This window comes from Nostoc sp. DedSLP04 (assembly GCF_034530775.1).
In the GTDB taxonomy this organism is placed as follows: Bacteria; Cyanobacteriota; Cyanobacteriia; order Cyanobacteriales; family Nostocaceae; genus Nostoc.
The window spans coordinates 79758-98345 of record NZ_JAVRCL010000006.1; the positions used below are offsets into that span (position 1 = coordinate 79758).

The 18588-nt window shown below is 41.0% G+C and carries 12 protein-coding genes; 5 read left to right on the top strand and 7 right to left on the bottom strand.

Going from position 1 to position 18588, the window contains the following annotated elements; translation table 11 throughout:
• The first annotated feature begins 275 nt into the window (after positions 1–275).
• Together RMX89_RS05435 and RMX89_RS05440 are read left to right on the top strand one after the other, a co-directional pair.
• Positions 276–1748 (top strand): TldD/PmbA family protein, encoded by a 1473-nt coding sequence (locus RMX89_RS05435; protein WP_322688195.1) that lies wholly within the window; start codon positions 276–278, stop codon positions 1746–1748.
• 231 nt (positions 1749–1979) lie between these two features.
• Positions 1980–3320 carry a TldD/PmbA family protein gene (locus RMX89_RS05440; RefSeq protein WP_322688196.1) on the top strand — a complete coding sequence of 447 codons (1341 nt, stop codon included), beginning with the start codon at positions 1980–1982 and terminating at the stop codon, positions 3318–3320.
• 65 nt (positions 3321–3385) lie between these two features.
• On the opposite strand, the gene RMX89_RS05445 is transcribed toward RMX89_RS05440, so the two are convergent.
• From RMX89_RS05445 to RMX89_RS05460, 4 genes are all read right to left on the bottom strand, one after another.
• Complete coding sequence (locus RMX89_RS05445; protein ID WP_322669508.1) at positions 3386–3826, bottom strand: pentapeptide repeat-containing protein; 441 nt, start codon at positions 3824–3826, stop codon at positions 3386–3388.
• 172 nt (positions 3827–3998) lie between these two features.
• Positions 3999–5012, bottom strand: a complete 1014-nt coding sequence (locus RMX89_RS05450) for an aspartate carbamoyltransferase catalytic subunit (RefSeq protein ID WP_322669509.1) — start codon at positions 5010–5012, stop codon at positions 3999–4001.
• Between the two features lie 199 nt (positions 5013–5211).
• Complete coding sequence (gene mgtE / locus RMX89_RS05455) at positions 5212–6564, bottom strand: magnesium transporter (protein WP_322669510.1); 1353 nt, start codon at positions 6562–6564, stop codon at positions 5212–5214.
• Positions 6565–6999: 435 nt separating this feature from the next.
• Positions 7000–8121, bottom strand: coding sequence for a glycosyltransferase (locus RMX89_RS05460; RefSeq protein WP_322688197.1), 1122 nt, complete (start codon positions 8119–8121; stop codon positions 7000–7002).
• Between the two features lie 975 nt (positions 8122–9096).
• Between RMX89_RS05460 and RMX89_RS05465 the strand changes: the two genes are divergently transcribed.
• Positions 9097–12303, top strand: coding sequence for a glycoside hydrolase family 15 protein (locus RMX89_RS05465; RefSeq protein ID WP_322688198.1), 3207 nt, complete (start codon positions 9097–9099; stop codon positions 12301–12303).
• A gap of 41 nt (positions 12304–12344) precedes the next feature.
• Complete coding sequence (locus tag RMX89_RS05470) at positions 12345–12722, top strand: GxxExxY protein (protein WP_194047259.1); 378 nt, start codon at positions 12345–12347, stop codon at positions 12720–12722.
• Positions 12723–12846: 124 nt separating this feature from the next.
• On the opposite strand, the gene RMX89_RS05475 is transcribed toward RMX89_RS05470, so the two are convergent.
• From RMX89_RS05475 to RMX89_RS05485, 3 genes are all read right to left on the bottom strand, one after another.
• Positions 12847–13167 (bottom strand): YkvA family protein, encoded by a 321-nt coding sequence (locus RMX89_RS05475; protein WP_322669513.1) that lies wholly within the window; start codon positions 13165–13167, stop codon positions 12847–12849.
• A 193-nt stretch (positions 13168–13360) separates the two neighbouring features.
• Positions 13361–15079: a serine/threonine-protein kinase gene (locus RMX89_RS05480; protein ID WP_322688199.1), complete on the bottom strand. Its 1719-nt coding sequence runs from the start codon at positions 15077–15079 to the stop codon at positions 13361–13363.
• A gap of 225 nt (positions 15080–15304) precedes the next feature.
• Positions 15305–16141: an alpha/beta hydrolase gene (locus RMX89_RS05485; protein ID WP_322688255.1), complete on the bottom strand. Its 837-nt coding sequence runs from the start codon at positions 16139–16141 to the stop codon at positions 15305–15307.
• Positions 16142–16506: 365 nt separating this feature from the next.
• Between RMX89_RS05485 and RMX89_RS05490 the strand changes: the two genes are divergently transcribed.
• A complete protein-coding gene (locus RMX89_RS05490; RefSeq protein WP_322688200.1) occupies positions 16507–18039 on the top strand; it encodes a SagB/ThcOx family dehydrogenase in 1533 nt (510 codons plus the stop codon).
• Positions 18040–18588 lie beyond the last annotated feature (549 nt).

The following is an 18588-nucleotide window of genomic DNA, read 5'->3' on the forward strand; positions in this document are numbered from 1 at the left end:
AAGAGTGTCAGTAAATATATAAATAGAATTGTATTTTATTCTACACTGATACAAAAGCGGAGCTTTGCTTGCTCCGCTTTTGTATTCTGACTTCTGAATTTTTCGTCAAATAGCTCTAAATTTCTAGTCTGTGGGCGGATTTGCCAAGGCGTTGTTAAAGGGGAGGGAAATCCACACGTTTTTCTAGCAACTGTGGCTTTTACTCATTTGTTAGACTGAACACACTAGGATTTTTCAGTCAAATCTCTGAACTACGCCAGCAGACGAGGCTACCCATGCTTACAAGTACGCTACTTCTCTCGAATCAACTTCCTACTCTTCAATATTCCTCCACACCAGAGCGTTTCGATGAAACCTGGGAAGCCCCCCTGGCTACCCTTCTGGGACTAGGACGCGCCGCTGGTGCTGACTTCATTGAATTATTTTTAGAGCGTCGCAACTATATTAGTTCTCTTGCAGAAGATGACGCTATCACGAGTATTTCACCCAGTCTGTCTACAGGCGCAGGAGTTAGGGTATTTCGTGGCAAAGCTGACTGCTACGTTAGCACTAATGACCTTTCGTTTTCCGGTTTGAAAGCAGCCTTAGAAAAAGGTCTTTCTATCTTAGGATTACAACTACCCACTGCTAAAGCTTTCATCCCCGAAATCAACCTAGAATTACTTAGAGATTACGCTACCAAAAGAGGTAAAGATGCATGGCTACCAGTGTGTAGCTCCATCCGAGAAATGGGAGAAATCCTCCTAGATGGTACAGCCCACCTGAAGCAAAAAGCTAGCCACGTCCAATCGCGCCGTGCTAGCTATTTCCGGGATTGGCAAGAAGTTTTAATCGCTGCTAGTGACGGGACTTTTGCCCGTGATATTCGCCTCACCCAATCAGTCGGATTTAACCTGTTGTGTGCTGATGGTGCTAATCGTACCTCAATTGGCGATCGCGCGGGTAATACTAGTGATGCCAACTTCTTGAGAACTTGGGATTCTCAACAAGCCGCCGAGAAAATAGCAGAATCGGCTGGAAAAATGCTCTACGCAGATTACGTGGAGTCGGGTACTTATCCCATCATTATGGCCAATCACTTTGGCGGCGTAATTTTCCACGAAGCTTGCGGACACCTGCTAGAAACCACTCAAATTGAACGTAATACCACACCCTTTGCTGACAAAAAAGGCGAAAAAATTGCCCACGAAAGTTTGACAGCCTGGGATGAAGGGCGCTCTGAAAATGCCTTCGGAACAATTGATATGGATGACGAAGGTATGCCTGCTCAAAGAACCCTTTTAATTGAAAAAGGCGTTCTGAAAAACTTTTTAGCAGATAGAACAGGTTCCTCACGCACCGGACACCCCAGAACTGGAAGTGGACGCCGCCAAAATTATACCTATGCCGCTGCTAGCCGGATGCGTAATACTTATATTGATTCTGGCGAATATAGCAATGATGAATTATTTGCCTCTGTTGATAAAGGTATTTACTGTAAAAAGATGGGTGGTGGTAGCGTTGGTGCTACAGGTCAATTTAACTTTAGTGTTGATGAAGCTTATTTAATTGAAAATGGCAAAATCACCAAACCACTGAAGGGAGCAATTCTCATCGGTGAAGCTAAGGAAATTATGAATAAAATTTCCATGTGTTCCCAAGATTTGGAAATTGCACCAGGCTTTTGTGGCTCTGTCAGTGGCAGTATTTACACCACAGTCGGACAACCCCACATCAAGGTTGATTCTATTACCGTTGGTGGAAGATAAGAATTTTAGATTTAGATTTTGGATTTTGAATATTGTAATTCAAAATCCAAAATGCTCAAGTTACCTGATTGTTCCGTTAGTTCAATCTAAAATCTAAAATCCAAAATTGCTTGGGTCTTCCTTCAGTCAGAACTCTATGAGAGAAGTACAAGCAATAACATCCAAAATCTAATTATTCAAAATAGAATCGCTTCCAATCCAAAATCTAAAATCCAAAATCCAAAATTGACTATGCCGAATATCAATGAAATTGCAAATTCTGCTAAGGATAATGCTGATAAGCTTGGCATTAAGAAATTCGACATTTACGGCTCAACAGTAGATGACACTAACGTGCAAGTAGACCAAGGTGAGCCAAAACAAGTCAAAGCTTCAAACCGCTCTGGTGTTACTGTTCGTGTGTGGAATGAAGATAATACGATGGGTGTCACCAGCACCACAGATGTAGACCCCAAGGGACTGGAATTAGCTTTGAAAACTGCTTACGAAGCCAGTTTCTTTGGTGTTAAAGAGAATGTTCCTGATTTTAGTCCAGAGGCTACTGTTCCGATTCCAAGTAAACCTCTGCATAAAGCACCTCAAGCACCTGTTGCTGAACTTATAGAAAAATTGTTGGTAGCTGAAAAAGAATTATTGGCAGCTCACCCAGCAATTAAAGGTGTACCTTATAATGGTTTGTCTCAAAGAGATATTGACAGATTTTATCTCAATAGCGACGGTGCAGTAAGAACTGAATCTCACTCTTTGTCATCAGTTTATCTTTACAGTAAAACTGAGGAAGATGGGAAGAAACCTCGCAGTGCAGGCGCTTATAGAATCAACCAGAGTTTAGATAATCTAGATATTCATGGTTGCATCAAAGAAACCGCCGATAAAACTATCAGTCACTTGAATTATGAAAAAATCAAAACTGGTAAATATCGAGTTGTTTTCTCACCGGAAGCTTTCTTAAGTCTGTTGGGTGCTTTTTCTAACTTATTCAATGCCCAAAGTATTTTAGACAATCAAAGTCTATCTACACCTGATGATTTAGGTAAGGAAATTGCTTCTCCTCTACTTTCAGTTTATGATGATGCACTGCACCCAGCTAACGTAGGTGCGGAAAGTTTTGATGGCGAAGGAACTCCTACTCGTCAAATTTCGCTGATTGAAAATGGCGTTTTAACAGGATTTCTCCATAGTGCAGGCACCGCTAAAAGGTTAAATGCCCAGCCAACGGGTAATGCTAGTATTGGTGCAAAAGTCAGCGTCAGCCCCAATTTTTATCACGTATTTTCAACAGCAACTCCTGAGCAAGAATTGAGCTTAGAAACTGCTGAAAATGTGATTTTTATCGATGATTTACAAGCTCTCCATGCTGGAGTTAAATCCTTGCAAGGTTCCTTTTCTTTGCCGTTTGATGGTTGGCTAGTTAATAAGGGTGTGAGGACGAGTATTGAGTCAGCAACTGTTGCTGGCGATTTCTTGGAACTCTTAAAGTCAATTATTTATGTAGAAAAAGAGCCAGAGTTAACGCCAGGTGGGGTTTGCCCGAAAATCTGGGTTAATGAACTATCGATTACCGGCGAATAAAACTTAGTAAGTGCAGAGTTAAGAGTTAAACTCTTAACTCTTAACTTGGAAATCATGACTAACCATTAGTATTCACCACCAATGCTAATGGCAGTATTAAATACATCAGCACCACTTAAGTCAACACCAGCTAAAACAGCGCCATCTACGTCACTATTATATAAACGGGAATTACTCAAATTCACGTTGGTAAGATTGGCATTATTTAACATCGTATCGCTAACAAATGCTTGTGTGAGATTAGCAGACTTTAAATTAGCTCCAGTTAAATCGGCACCTTCTAAGTTAGCACCTTCGAGATTAGCTCCTTTTAAATTTGCATTTCTCAAGTCAACACCGATTAGATGAGCGCCTTTGAGGTTAGCTCCTACTAGATTGCATCCCGAACATTCTCTAGTTTCTAACAAGCGGCGGACAGGGGCGGAATTTTCTGCTTTGACGGGAATGGGAGCAGCTAAGGATAGCGTGCTGAGTAAGGCTGCTGCCGTCAAAAAAATTCGTTTCATAATTTACCTCGGACACTTCTAGAAGTCATTGAATTCTGAACTTCTACGACACCAGTGTGCCAAGATTAGAGAATTCTGTCCTCATGCGATCGGAGGAATATATAATTTCGATGAGACTAGGTATTCTTCCGTTAGGTAGTCCGATGGGAGGAAATTTCCAACTGAAATTATATTAAGCTTTGCCGCTACCTAATAGGTACAACAGTGCCATCCGAACAGCGACACCGCTGGTAACTTGTGATTGAATGAGACTAAATTCTGGGTCATCCATCAATTCAGAACTAATTTCAACACCACGGTTGACTGGGCCTGGATGCAAAACTTTGACATTCGGTTTACAAAGTTGCAGTTTTGTGCGTGTAATGCCAAACAGTTGGTGATATTCTCGCAAACTTGGCAGCAAATGAGCCGTCATCCGTTCCTTTTGCAGACGTAAAGTCATGACAAAATCTGCATTCTGCAAAGCTGGTTCTAGCTGCCAATGTAGAAATAGTTGGGGATTGGGAGAATAATTTCTGCCTTCTACTTCCTCCGAGATAAACTCGGCAAAGAATTTAGGTAAGAGGGTTGGCGGTGCTGCCAGATGCACTTCGGCACCACTAGCAATTAAACTCCAAATATTCGATCGCGCCACACGAGAATGGAGAATATCGCCAATAATGGCAATCTTTTTCCCCTTTAAAAGTTCCAGTCGCGGATGATCTGGGTCAATTAGAGTAGTTATGGTAAATAAATCTAGCAGTGCTTGGGAAGGATGTTCATGTTGACCATCACCAGCATTGAGGACGCTAACTCGTACACCGAGGCGATCCATTTCAGATGCGATCGCATTTGGTACTCCTGCCTCTCGATGGCGGACTACCATAATATCAGTTCCCATCGCCAAATAGGTTTTCGCCGTGTCGAGAATTGTTTCTCCCTTAGTCATAGAAGATGTGGCGGCGGCGAAGTTCAGCGTATCCGCACTTAAACGTTTGGCTGCTAGTTCAAAACTGCTGCGAGTTCGGGTAGACGATTCAAAAAATAAATTCGCTACCACTTGTCCCTGCAAAGTTGGCACTTTTTTTGTCCGCCGTGATAGCACCTCTTGAAAACTGGCAGCAGTTTGCAAAACTGTATCGTATTCGGTAGTAGTAAAGTCAGCCAGGGAAAGAATGTGATGACGATTCCAGGTAGTAGTAGGCATATTTGGGGACTGGGGGCTGGGGACTGGGGACTGGGGGAGATGATGGAGACAAGGGGACAAGGGGGACAAGGAGGACAAGAGGACAAGGGGACAAGGGGACAAGGGGGAATTATTGAACAAGTCTCCCCCCTCTTCCTTGTCTACCTTGTCTCTTCTCCATGCCCCATGCCCAATCCCCAGTCCCCAATCCCCAATCCCTTCAAGTTGGTAAATGGAAAACGTTTAAAGCTAGAGAAATTAGGCTGAGGAATGTTAAAAATCCAATTGTATCTAGCATTGTAGTCACTAACGGGCCACTAACCAAGGCAGGGTCGAGCTTCAGTCGTTTCAAAGCCATTGGTAGTAAAGTGCCGAGTGTAACAGCCACAATTGTATTAGTTGCCATTACCATTCCGGCAATTAAAGCCACCCATCGCTCTTGAGGTCGCGCCCAAATCAAGGAAAGCAGGATCATCGTTGTGGCTAAAGCAAGAGCTGTACCTAAACCAGCTAGAAGTTCCTTGCGAAGAATTTTTAAGGTATCTTTGGGTGTTACCTCTCCCACTCCCAAGCCACGAATTGTTACCGTTAATGATTGAATACCGACAGTACCACCAGTGTTAGAAAAAATCGGCATGATCACTGCTAGAACTGGCACTGCGGCAATTACAGATTGAAAAGGCGCGATCGCACTGGCTGCACCAATATACATGGCCATGATCCCCAATAGCCAAGGTAAGCGATTGCGAATGGTGAGTAAGGGAGAGGATAAAGCTGCTTCATCACCACTGACACCCCCCAGTTTTTGGATATCTTCTGTGGCTTCCTCTTCCAAAATATCCATGACATCATCAATGGTGACAATGCCCACCAATCGGTCTTCTCGGTCAACTACGGGGATCGCGATTAAGTCGTAGCGCTGCATAATTCGCGCTACTTCTTCTTGAGGGGTTTCAGTTTTAACTTTAATGACGCGATCGCTAGCAATATCTTTAATGAAAACATCGGGAAAGGTAAACAGCAACTGCCGCAGTGAAACTACTCTCACCAGCGTCCGGTTGTCATCTGTGACGTAGGCGTAGTAAATCGTCTCCTTGTCTTCATCCTGACGGCGGATTTTACTCAGAGCTTCACCTACAGTTAATCCTTGGCGCAAGCGGACATATTCGGTTGTCATCACCCGCCCAGCCGTACCTTCTGGATAGCCGAGAATCGTTGCTGTTGCTTGCCTTTCTTCTAGACTGAGTTGTTGTAATAACCGTTTGATTACTCCAGCCGGTAGTTCATCAAACAATTCTGCCCGTTCGTCGGGACTCATCGCTTCTACAAGTTGTACTACCTGGACATCATGCAGAGAATTAATTAGTTCTTCCTGCACCTCTGTCGGCAGATATTCAAATACATCAATTGCCTGAGCTTTGTTGAGTAAACGGAATGCGATCGCCCGTTGTTGTTCGGGCAATTGTGTAATGTAGTCTCCCACATCCACAGGTTGCAAGCGATTTAAATCCCATTTCAACTGGTTTAAATCGGTAGTATCAGTCAACAAATCACGAATATCTTCTGTGAGCATGATATATATCTCCTAAGTCTCCCCCGCGCTGGGAGACTTCCTCACCACAGCTCAGAGGAGGTTGATACTGCCATCTTGTGGACTATGGTCCATAAAATTTCAACAAATCAATATCGATAGCTAAATTAAAGCATTGCTAGTCATCATCCTAACCCGGAACAGCGCTCTCCGGTAGATACAGAGAAAATTTTATATCTTTAGTAGCTTTTTGTGCGTTTTTGAGCTAACTACCCTGATTTTTGAGGAATTATTCTCTAATCAGAGTAAGTTTTTCCACCGATATAATCTGTGGAAACTGGCGATCGCGAATAAATAAGTATACGGATGGCTAAAAAAAGGGGAGTTGTCTCTAAACAAGTCATTAGAAAACTTCTGCTCATTAACAAATGCTTGAGGTTCAGTAATCTAAATTGAGATACTCTTACTTGAGTGTCGTTAACTAATTACTAAATCATAAATAGCTTCTAGCTTGGCAGTTTGCTTGCGAATATCAAAATTTTCGCAAATAAACTCTCGTCCTTTTTTACCCATACTTTTAGCTAAAGCCCGATCTGATAAAAGAATATCTAATTTTTCCGCGAGAGAGCGATCGTCTTTTTCATCAACTAAAAAGCCAGTTTCTCCATCTAAAATAGCATCAGGGATAGCGCTATGCCAGGTAGAAGCTATTGGTAAACCAGAAGCGGCGGCTTCCAATATTGAAAGCGGTAAACCTTCGCTATCACCGTTTTTTGCTGTTTGACTGGGTAGAGAAAATATTTCTGCATTTCTCATAGTTTTTTGAATCACTTCATAAGGTTTTGCCCCCATAAAGTTGACTCTATTACTAATACCAAGCTCATTTGCTAGACTTTTAAAGTTTTCAGTCATTGTGCCATTTCCAATTTGGATAACTGACACATCTGGATGTTTATTGGCAATCCGGGCAAAGGCTTTTAATAGGGTATCAATTCCTTTTTTTTCAGTATGTCTGCCTACACATAAAATATATCTTTCATCTTTTGATTCACTGGCTGGGGCAAATTTCTCTAAATCTATACCACTATTTAGTTTAATAATTTTATCTTCAGGATAACCATATTCAATCATCTTTTTATACAAAAAACTAGAAAAGGCGATAAATTTAGATGCTTTTTGTTTTAATTCTTCTTCATGCAAAAGAAATTGATAAAATGCTGGATTACCTGACAGCCACATAGATTGACGTGAAACTGTGATATCAAAACCGTAAAATGTAACGAGGAAAGGAATATTTAATTTCTCTGCCAATCGCATTGCATAAATACCATCTGGCCCAAAATGTCCGTGAATTAATTTTAGATTTTTTAGTTCAGCTTCTTTTCCAAACATATTTGGTGAAGCAGAAATTATATGAAATAATTGTTTAATCTTCCATCGATCGTTATTACTAATAGCAATACTGTCAAAAGGAATTTCTGCCAATAGTTTACAAGTCAGAAATAACGGTTTGTATGTTTGTAAATTATGGGCTTGTTCTCCGATAAAAGTTTCTGATACTCTTGGATAAGCTCGACGATACATTCCAACTGTTTTCATTGTGTTACTCCTATTTATTTAAGATTAATATTTCTTTTTCCCAAAAACGAACAAAATGTTAAGTAAAAAGCTTTTAATTTATTTATATATTTACGCTATTGATTCTATCTGCTGCTATTTTGGATAAAATAGTAATTACCTGATTTATTCAGAACAGCAATAACAATTGTTAGTTTTTTCAAGCTATACTAGTCTAAATCAGGGCTTCAATTATTTATGTTAGTCAGTGAAATAATAAGTTTTCCTGAAACTATTATTTAGTAAATATCTTAAGGTCTAATAAAGCAAACTAGGATATTTATTTATGTCAACAAACTGATTAATTTTTTATGACTTAAGCATTAACAGGAAAGGCAAAATAGCAACTATGCTTTTCAAGGCTTCTAGGTAGATTTTTGCGATGTCTGGGTTTTTGCTAGCCTACGCAACTAATAAAATATACTTTGTAAAAAACTGAAGTCTTGATGTAAATGCACAAAATGATTTATTTGTAAAGTGCATAAACCCTATTTTTATCAAACTTGATTGGGTTGAGGATAGCCTCCCTGTGTTGACTGCAATTATTTGCTGAATGAATATTTAACACAAACACATCAATCTTAAAACAGATTTACATTAAAATTATATTTATTTAATAAAGATTTTTGTTCAAAAATGATTTAGTTTAGATCGGCATAAGCATAACCTCAAAGTAGTGATTTAGTTTAGACTACCATAAGCTCATCCTTCGGAGTTAGGCACTCTTGATTTTTTAATCTCATCCCAGCACTGAATAACTCTTGAGAGTTCCTCTTTCTAAGACTTATTTGGAGGGATTTTTTCACCCACGCAGAGATCGAGATTTCTAAAGAAGATTTACGTTTCCCTATGCTCTACGGTACATAATCCCATCTCAATGTCCCATTCTCCATAGCCCAAGTGCAAGAAACCCACTCCTTTAAGGGGTGAAATTTTGCAAGTATTTTAAACCCAACCATGAAAACATCTACCGAATTGCTAACTCGTCTGGACTATTATTACCAGCAAATCAAGACTATTATCCTGACTCGGCAAAATCCGATTACTGGTTTATTACCTGCAAGCACAGCGATTACAGCCCACGGCGATTATACAGATGCCTGGGTGCGAGACAACGTTTACAGCATTTTGGCAGTTTGGGGTTTAGGACTTGCATACCGCAAGATTGACGACGACAAAGGACGCACTTATGAACTAGAACACAGTGTCATCAAACTGATGCGTGGGTTGTTATTTGCGATGATGCGACAGGCTCATAAAGTAGAGACATTTAAACATACTCAGTCGCTACTAGATGGACTGCACGCCAAATATAATACCGCGACTGGTGACATTGTTGTTGGGGATAACGAATGGGGACATTTGCAACTTGATGCCACATCTATATTTTTGTTGATGTTAGGGCAAATGACGGCTGCGGGATTGCCAATAATTTATACAATTGATGAAGTTAATTTTGTCCAAAATTTAGTTTACTACATTGGACGAGCTTACCGCACGCCAGATTACGGTATTTGGGAACGCGGTAATAAAATTAATCGTGGAAATGCTGAATTAAATGCTAGTTCCGTAGGCATGGCAAAAGCTGCTTTAGAAGCTATCAACGGACTGGATTTGTTTGGTGTGCGTGGTAGTCAAGCATCGGTAATTCATGTGTTACCAGATGAAATTGCCCGCGCCCGAATTACCCTAGAATCCTTATTACCGAGAGAATCTGGTTCTAAAGAAATTGATGCGGCGCTGTTGAGTATTATTAGTTATCCTGCCTTTGCAGTGGAAGATTTGGAGTTACGCGATCGCACCTTAAACGATATTATCAATAAACTCGCAGGTAAATACGGCTGCAAACGCTTTCTGCGTGATGGACACCAAACGGTTTTAGAAGATAATCAACGTTTACACTACGAACCGTGGGAACTCAAGCAATTTGAGCATATTGAATGCGAATGGCCGTTATTTTTCACTTATTTAGTTCTAGATGGATTATTTCGCGGCGATCGAGAACAAGTTAAAAAATACCAAAATCTTTTAGAATCATTACTTATAGAACAAAATGGTTTGCGTTTACTGCCAGAACTTTATTATATTTCCGCAGAAAATATAGAGGCAGAAAAATTAGCACCTCAAACGCAACCACGTTTGCCCAATGAAAATATTCCCTTAGTATGGGCGCAGAGTTTATACTTCCTCAGTCAAATGTTGAGTGAAGGTTTAATCGCAGTTGGTGATATCGACCCTTTGGGAAGACATTTGTGTGTAGGAAAACAGCGCGATGCATTGGTACAAATTGCCTTGTTAGCAGAAGATGAAGATTTACAAACAAAACTAGAAGTTCACGGAATTGAAGCGCAAACGCCTACTCGAGTAGAACCGATTCAAGTGAGAAAAGCTGGAGAATTTTCAGCTATTTATACCCAAATTGGACGTAACGATAAACTTGGTTTAACTGGGCGGCCAGTGCGACGGTTGCGGAGTTTGACAACATCGAGAATCTTTCGAATTAGCGGTGAAACAATTGTATTTTTGCCTTCATTTTCAGACTCTCAACAGTTTTACTTAACCCTTGATTACCATTTTTTACTGGATCAAATTAGAAGCGAACTAGCTTACATTCAAAAATATTGGAGCGATTTAGGTCGTCCTACCTTAACTTTAATGTTGACGCACACCATGTTAGAAAGTGGTTCTGAAGCATTACTAGAACTGATGCAAGAACTCAAAGATGGTGTTTGTAACGGCGTGCAGGTGAAATTAGGGCGGCTAAATCAGCTAATGTTAACAGCCGGAATCCAAAGAATTGATTTTCTACCAAATGCAGAATTCGCGCGATCGCCAGTGAAAAATGCTAGCCCACGTTGCTATTATTTAGCTTATCATCCTGAGAAAAACTGGCGCTTAGGACATACCCAAGAATTTCAAATGGAGTACGAAACTAACTTGGGGTTATTGCTTTCTTACTTGCGTTCATCAGAGAATATTTACGAGCAAATCGAGTTATTGCAAACATTAACTCGCTTGCAGGGAATGAAATTTGATACAGGGTATGGCGGGCCAGGATATCCTGTCACCGTAGGCGATTTACTAGATGAAGTTTACACCAAAGCTGGAGATTTAGGCATTTGGGCAGTGGTGCGTCGGGCTGCGGGGTTGCGCCAAATGGTTGATATCAGCCTATCAGATGCAGTCACGAGTATTTTGGTGCGGGGTAAGCAAATTGCTGTGGGTAAAGCTTACAGTGAAGCGTCCTTGATTAGCGTACCCATGTCTCACGATGAAATTGCCGATAAAATTAATCATTTTTGTCGTGAGGATATCCGCGATCGCGTCCTTACTCAAGAGATTTTAATCTATGTTGGCATTTTAATTCGCTCAGAACCCGAACTATTTCAGGGACTACTAACGCTGAGAGTCGGCTATCTGATCTTATTAATCACCAGCGAACTAGCGCGGGAATTGCATGTCACTCAAGATGAAGCTTACGATTGCTTAATGCAACTTTCACCCTTTGAAGTTAAAGTACGCTTGCGTCAGGTATTAACTGGATATACTGGTATGAGTAACCTGTTGCGCCAGCAAGAATCGCTGCACGTCAAACAAAAAGAAAGTGATATTGCTTGGGTGGTATTACCAGGAATCGCCGAAGGGATAGAAGTTCCGCCAGGTGGTTGGCGGCGGTTTCGCCAAGCCGAGGGTGCGACGGGGCGCGTACCAAAAGAATTTTTTAAACAAGTTTGGCTATTAATGCAACATTGCAAGGGTCTAGTAATTGGCGATAAACTAGAGCGGCGCAATCGTTTAGATAGTGAGATAATGTTGTCGGAAATGACAGCCGGGGAAAGAAATTTTGCTCTCTTGGTTGAGCATTTGCTGAATAAAATCGAAGCCCCAGAATATCGCCAAGTTAATATTGAAGCATTAATTGAATTAGGAGCGATCGCTGCCAATAATCCTAAGCTGCAAATTGAAGAATATATCGTGTTGGATGTGTTAATTGGCCATGCAGTGCGGTTAGCGTGGTTAGAGAATCATAGTCAACGTAGCGATCGCTATGATGAGGATAAGGCGAGTGCGTGGCGATCGTTTTACAATACCTCTCCTAGAGATTGCGCTAGTTATATTTTGAAGGCTTTCCGTTTCTTAACGGAATTTGTGAAAGATTTTTAAACGCAAAGGATCGCAAAGGGAAGCGCAGAGGTACGCAGAGGATGAGAGAGAATGAGTTGAGTGGGGTGATTATTGGGTGTGCGATGAGGGTGCATACTGCTTTGGGGCCTGGTTTATTGGAGTCGGCTTATGAGGAGTGCTTGGATTATGAGTTGAAAAAAGCCGGATTGAATGTTGGTAAGCAAATTCCATTGCCCTTAGTTTATCAAGATGTGCAATTGGAATGTGTTTATCGATTAGATTTGATTGTCGAAAACCAAGTAATTGTAGAGATTAAATCTGTAGAATCCTTCCACCCAATTCACTCCGTTCAACTCCTAACCTATCTCAAACTAGCAAACTGCAAACTAGGTCTTCTCCTCAACTTTAACGTCCTCCACCTCAAAGAAGGTATTAAACGCGTAGCTAACAACCTCTAACTCCCCCTCTTTGCGTTCCTCTGCGCTTCCCTTCGCGTTCCTTTGCGTTAAAAAAATATCCCCTACCTAAGACGCCAAAAGCAGAGAAAGCAGGGGTTTATTCAACTTTATTTTGTTGTTAAAACTACTTAACAGAAACAGCATCAACATCAATGGTGCTTCCACTAGAGCTAGAGGTAGAACCCTCTGGAGTATTAGGTACTTCAGTACCCACCTCACCCTTACGAGCTTTCCAGCCTTCAATTACTAGCCCAGACACCTCACCAACTAGCAGAGTCAAGAGGAAAACATCATCAATCTGTCCCGCAACTGGTATAAAATCTGGGAGAACATCAAATGGGCTGACCAAATAAACCAACGTTCCTAAAATTACCCACCAACGATATTTGGGGTTACGAAGTACGCTGCGATACCAGGTATAAAGTGATTGGATTGAAAATTTCATATTTTGAACCTCCAGTTATCATTTATTTTGACAAATTATTCTAAAAATTCACGGTGCGAATAACCGTCCTAGTTAGTTGGGAAGATGCTACTAGTAATCTGTCAACAAAGACAAATACAGTATTTGGTGCTGATATCTGCTGCTCTAGCCATAAGAGATATGCCTATATACTGATTTTACTTTATTAAAGATTTTATAAATTGCTCGGTATAGTCTTAAACTTCTGTGCAGATCCCAAGGAATAATCTTCTAATTTAAAATCAGCAAAAGGCTTCTTTTCTAACCTATTCCGTAGAGCCTCGTCAAGAATGACACCTGATGATTCTCTTTTAACACCAATAATTATCACACTTGTTTGATATGTCGTTAAATCCCGATTTGCCTGACAATCACTTCGTTGGAATTGACCCAAATTCAATAAGCGATAAATTTTCACACTTGGTGTATTAATAAATAATTTTTGAACCAAAAGTTGTATTTGTTTAGAACGTTCTAAAGCCACACGTTCTTGAATTAATCTATCACCTTTACAAGAAGCCGTGCCGACAGAGATAATTTCATTGGGAGCTTCCATTATATTCTCTATACCTTCTTGTTCTAAATTCAACTTTAAAAGGTCAACGCTAATAATTTCATCATTAGATTTAATTTGAAAGTTGCTACCTAAAAGCCATTTATATTTGAGTGATAAAACCGCTATATTAAATTCAGCTATCCTTCCCTGACTATCCCTACCTTCTTGATAAGAAAAGTAATCGATATTACCTTTTTTTTCTGGATATTGTCTGTAATAAGATGTGTCAGGTAAATTTGATTTGCGTGTGGCTAAAGTTACTATACTGAGTAATCCTAATATTACTAATAAAACTGCAAAAAATGTCAATAGCGGCACTTTTTGCGACTGCTGATTTTGAGGTAATGAATTGCTATTAATATCTACAGTCAAATGCTCAATTTTAGAAGATTTTAAGATATTATTATTTGTCAGAGTCGTGTCTGTTAATTGAGTTTCTATTTCTTCTAAGGAATGCAAAATTTCTTGAGTACTGGCAGGACGTTTTTCTATATCTGATGCTGTTAGCCAATCAATTAAATTCAATAGTAAGGATGAAATATGGGTCGCATGATTTTGCCAGTGCAACAAATTTTGCTGGACATCATACATCTCCAAAGGATGATATCCTGTCAGCAAAAATACAAAAGTGCGTCCCAAAGCAAAGAAATCTGACTGCGGTACTGCTTGACCATTCATTTGTTCTGGGGCGCTGTAGCCAGATGACATAAGTGCTGTCATCTTGTCGCCATTGCTTAGTTGGTCTTGGTAGGTTTTATTAATTTCATTGGCGGTACCAAAATCAATCAGTACTAGATTCCCCCAACCCTCCTCAAGGGGGGATCTAATCATAATGTTAGATGGCTTAATATCTCGATGTAGGTACTGTTTGCTATGTACTACATCTAAAATTTCTATCAACTCTCTTAACCAGTCTGTGGCTTGTTCTTGAGATATGGGGCTATTTTGCTGTAGCCACTGTTCTAAGTTGTAGCCATTGATTTTTTCCATTGCAATGCAATGCAACACTAAACCATTTCGGGTTTGATACTGAAAGTAACTATCTTCTTTGGGAATTCCGGGATGCTTGAATTGTCCCAACACCGTTACTTCTTGCTGAAATAGTTCTACTGCTTTGGCGTCGCCTGATAAATCCTCTTTAAGTATTTTGATAATTTTGGGGGTATCTTGCTCGTATGCCTCATAAACTTTACTAAAACCTGTTTTGTCACTCAACAGGCACGTCACCCGATAACGCCCTAGCAATTCTAGATGGGAACCACAACTTTGACAAAAGCGATTTTGATGATTATTCGGGTGATTTGGTTTAGGGCAAACGGGATTGATACAAAGGCTCATGACAGGAGAGTGGGGAGTGGAGGAGCAGGGGAGCAGGGGAGCAGGGGGGCAGGGGGGCAGGGGAGTGGGGAGCAGGGGAGAAATTGCAGTAAGTTTTTTCACCCCTTTGCACCTCTGCCTCTTATGCCCAATGCCCAATTCCCCATGCCCAATCCTCCTAAACATCGCTCCTATTAATTCTTCTGTTGCTGTATGACTAATCCCGTCTAATAATCATGAGATTTTTTATTTGTGTTCAGCCAAGAAAGCTGCCACAGTTTGGTTAAATGCTTCTGGTTGTGTCAAAAACGGCCAATGATTGCCGGGAACTTGGCAGATACGTAAGTTTTGAAGATAAGTTTTGTAAGGTTGAATTTGCCAATTTTGGCGGTTCAGTCCTTGTTGTGGCTGGATGAATAAAGCAGGAATGTTAAGGGGAATTGTAAAACCGGGCACTTGCATGACTGCCTCAAAAATTCCGTCGCGGGCGGCTATGGTAAATTTGCTGCCCCAACTTCCATCGGGTTTTTGTTCTATTCCTGCTTGGAAGACTTGCTGTTGTAAGGAACTCCATCCTTGATATTGCTTTAATTGCCGTGCTTGTTGTTCGGCTTCTTCGTGGCTGGGAAAAGGCCCCATACTTTTAAGAAAAGGCAAGAAGCGATATAACATTGGGAAAGTTACCCTGAAAAAACTGGGCATTTTCCAGATAAAAATCGGATCGACGAGAATTATACTCCGTACACGCTTTGGGTTTTGTCTTGCCCAGATGACGGCTAATTTACCTGTCCACGAGTGACTTACAATATGGGCAAAAGTCCATCCAAGACTATCCATGAGTGCTTCAAGGTCTGCGATCGCACTCTCAAAGCTATAATCTATCTCTGGTTTACTACTTTGGCCATGTCCCCGCATATCTAGCGCAACTATGTGGTAATCCGCCGCCAAGTAATCTCCTAAACTAGACCACACCAGAGCATGATCGCCTAAGCCATGTAACAGCAGTAAAGGTTCTTGACCTTGATTCCATTCTAAATAAGAAAGTTGGATATCAGGCTTTGATAAAGTTTGACGTACAGCCATCATTGCACATCCAGGCTTAGATAGTTTTGCGTTTATATGGTACTGCGAAAGATGGGGAGCAGCACTTCGGCTACGCTCAGTGACCGAGGAGCAGGGGAGCAGGGGAGACAAGGGGACAAGGGGACAAGGGGGAATTATTGAACAAGTCTTTTCCTTTTTTCTTGTCTACCTTGTCTCTTCCCCATGCCCCATGCCCCATGCCCCATGCCCAATGCCCAATGCCCAATGCCCAATACCCAATGCCCAATTCAATTGTTATCATTTACCACTTTATGACTCTGAGGATTGTACCAATTGACACGAAATAATGAGGCTAATGAATGCCAAGATCAATAAAAGGATGCCCCAAGGATATTAAAAGTACTATGCCAGAATTACACCAATCAATTGCCCAGCATTATCACGAACGAACTAAATACAACCCTGATACTCTCGCCTCTAAAAACCAGCGATTAGACTGGACTAAACAGCCAGTACCCTTTAAAGAGTACAAAATTGGCTCTACTTTTGATCTCAAACCCTATATCCAAGAAAAAACAGAGGCATTTGCTAATAACCCAGATACTCAGTGGTGGCAAAGACTTTCACGGCTATTGTTTCGTAGTTATGGATTGACAGCAAGAATGCCTTCTATGGGTAGTGCAGTGTATTTACGCGCTGCTCCCAGTGCAGGCGGACTATACCCTGCCGAGGTGTATGTGGTTTCGCGTGGTACATCGTTATTGCCGCCTGGTCTATATAACTACCAGTGTCGAACTCATTCTCTCATGCATTATTGGGAAAGTGATGTTTGGCAAACTTTGCAAGCAGCTTGTTTCTGGCATCCTTCTTTAGAAAATACCCAATTGGCAATTATTGTGACCGCGGTATTCTATCGTTCTGCGTGGCGCTATGAAGATCGGGCTTACCGTCGGATTTTTCTGGATACGGGACATCTGTTGGGTAATATCGAGTTAGCTGGTGCGGTTACTGATTATCGCCCCCATTTAATCGGCGGCTTTGTCGATGAATCGGTTAACGATCTGCTTTATATCGATCCGCAACAAGAAGGTGCGATCGCTGTCTTACCTCTGGCAGACTTATTAGATATTAATCAAAATTTACCATTGGGATGTACTGCTTTACCTTCGGCTACTGAAACCAGTTATCCTCAAATCCCTGATGGCGAACTACTAACATATTTCCATCAACATACCCAGATTCAATCAGGTGTAACTGGTAATCTTAATCTACCAACTATTAAACAAGAAAAATCTTTAGAGGATAAATACAATTTTCCTTTCTGTTTAAAAATTCCCACCACCACTGCACCTATAAACTGGGGACAAAAACTATCAGAACTGGAAACCACTATGTATAAGCGACGCTCTACCCGCGCTTACAATGGTGATGATTTAAGCTTCGATGAATTGAAAAGTTTACTCGATTTCACTTACCAACCGCAAAATTACATCGACCAAAGCTTAGATATTTCTCCAGACTACTTCGATTTAAATTTAATCGAAACATTCATTGCTGTTTGCGGAGTCAAAGGACTGGAGGCGGGTTGTTACTATTACGCGCCCAAAGCCCAAGAATTACGCCAAATCCGGTTTAAAAACTTTCGGCGAGAGTTACATTTTCTCTGTTTGGGACAAGAATTAGGACGGGATGCGGCAGCGGTATTATTTCACACAGCCGATTTGAAAGCTGCGATCGCACAATATGGCGATCGCGTTTACCGTTACTTACACATGGATGCCGGTCATTTGGGACAACGCCTGAATTTAGCAGCAATGCACCTGAATGTCGGCGTCAGTGGTATCGGTGGATTCTTTGACGACCAAGTAAATGAAGTTTTAGGCATTCCTGCTGATGAAGCTGTTCTATATATCACTACATTGGGACGCCCAAGATAACAATAATCCCAGAGACGCTGAGAATCTAGAAAGTTTATTTTCTGTCCTTTACGTCTCTGTGCAAGCTTACGGGGCTACAACTTGGGCTAGGATGCAAGATAAAAGAAGCCTCATCGCCCTTTGTCCTTGTAGGTAGTACTGGTGCTTGTTAGGACTTAGTGTAAATAATTAGGCAACTAATTCGTAGGAATCTTTTATATCTATCCATATAATCGAATATAAAAACTGCTATGACGGCGAATAGTCCGTCCAGATTCTTTAATTCCACCGATATATTTTTGGAGACCTATACATTTAATTTATAGCAAGGGACTGGGGACTGGTGACTGGGGATTGGGTGAAAAGTCTTGTTGTGTCTAAGTTTTATCATCTGTTAATGTCCTAACCACGAAGGCTTGTGCTATAACGTGAGTTCGACGGCTCTAAAAACCCCACTTCCATTCCTCTCCCCCACAGGGAGAGAGGCTTTGAAACCCTAATTTTTTCGTTGTCAACTAAAAATATTTCTGCCCCTCTGTGCCTCGGAGAGGGGTTGGGGAGAGGTTCATC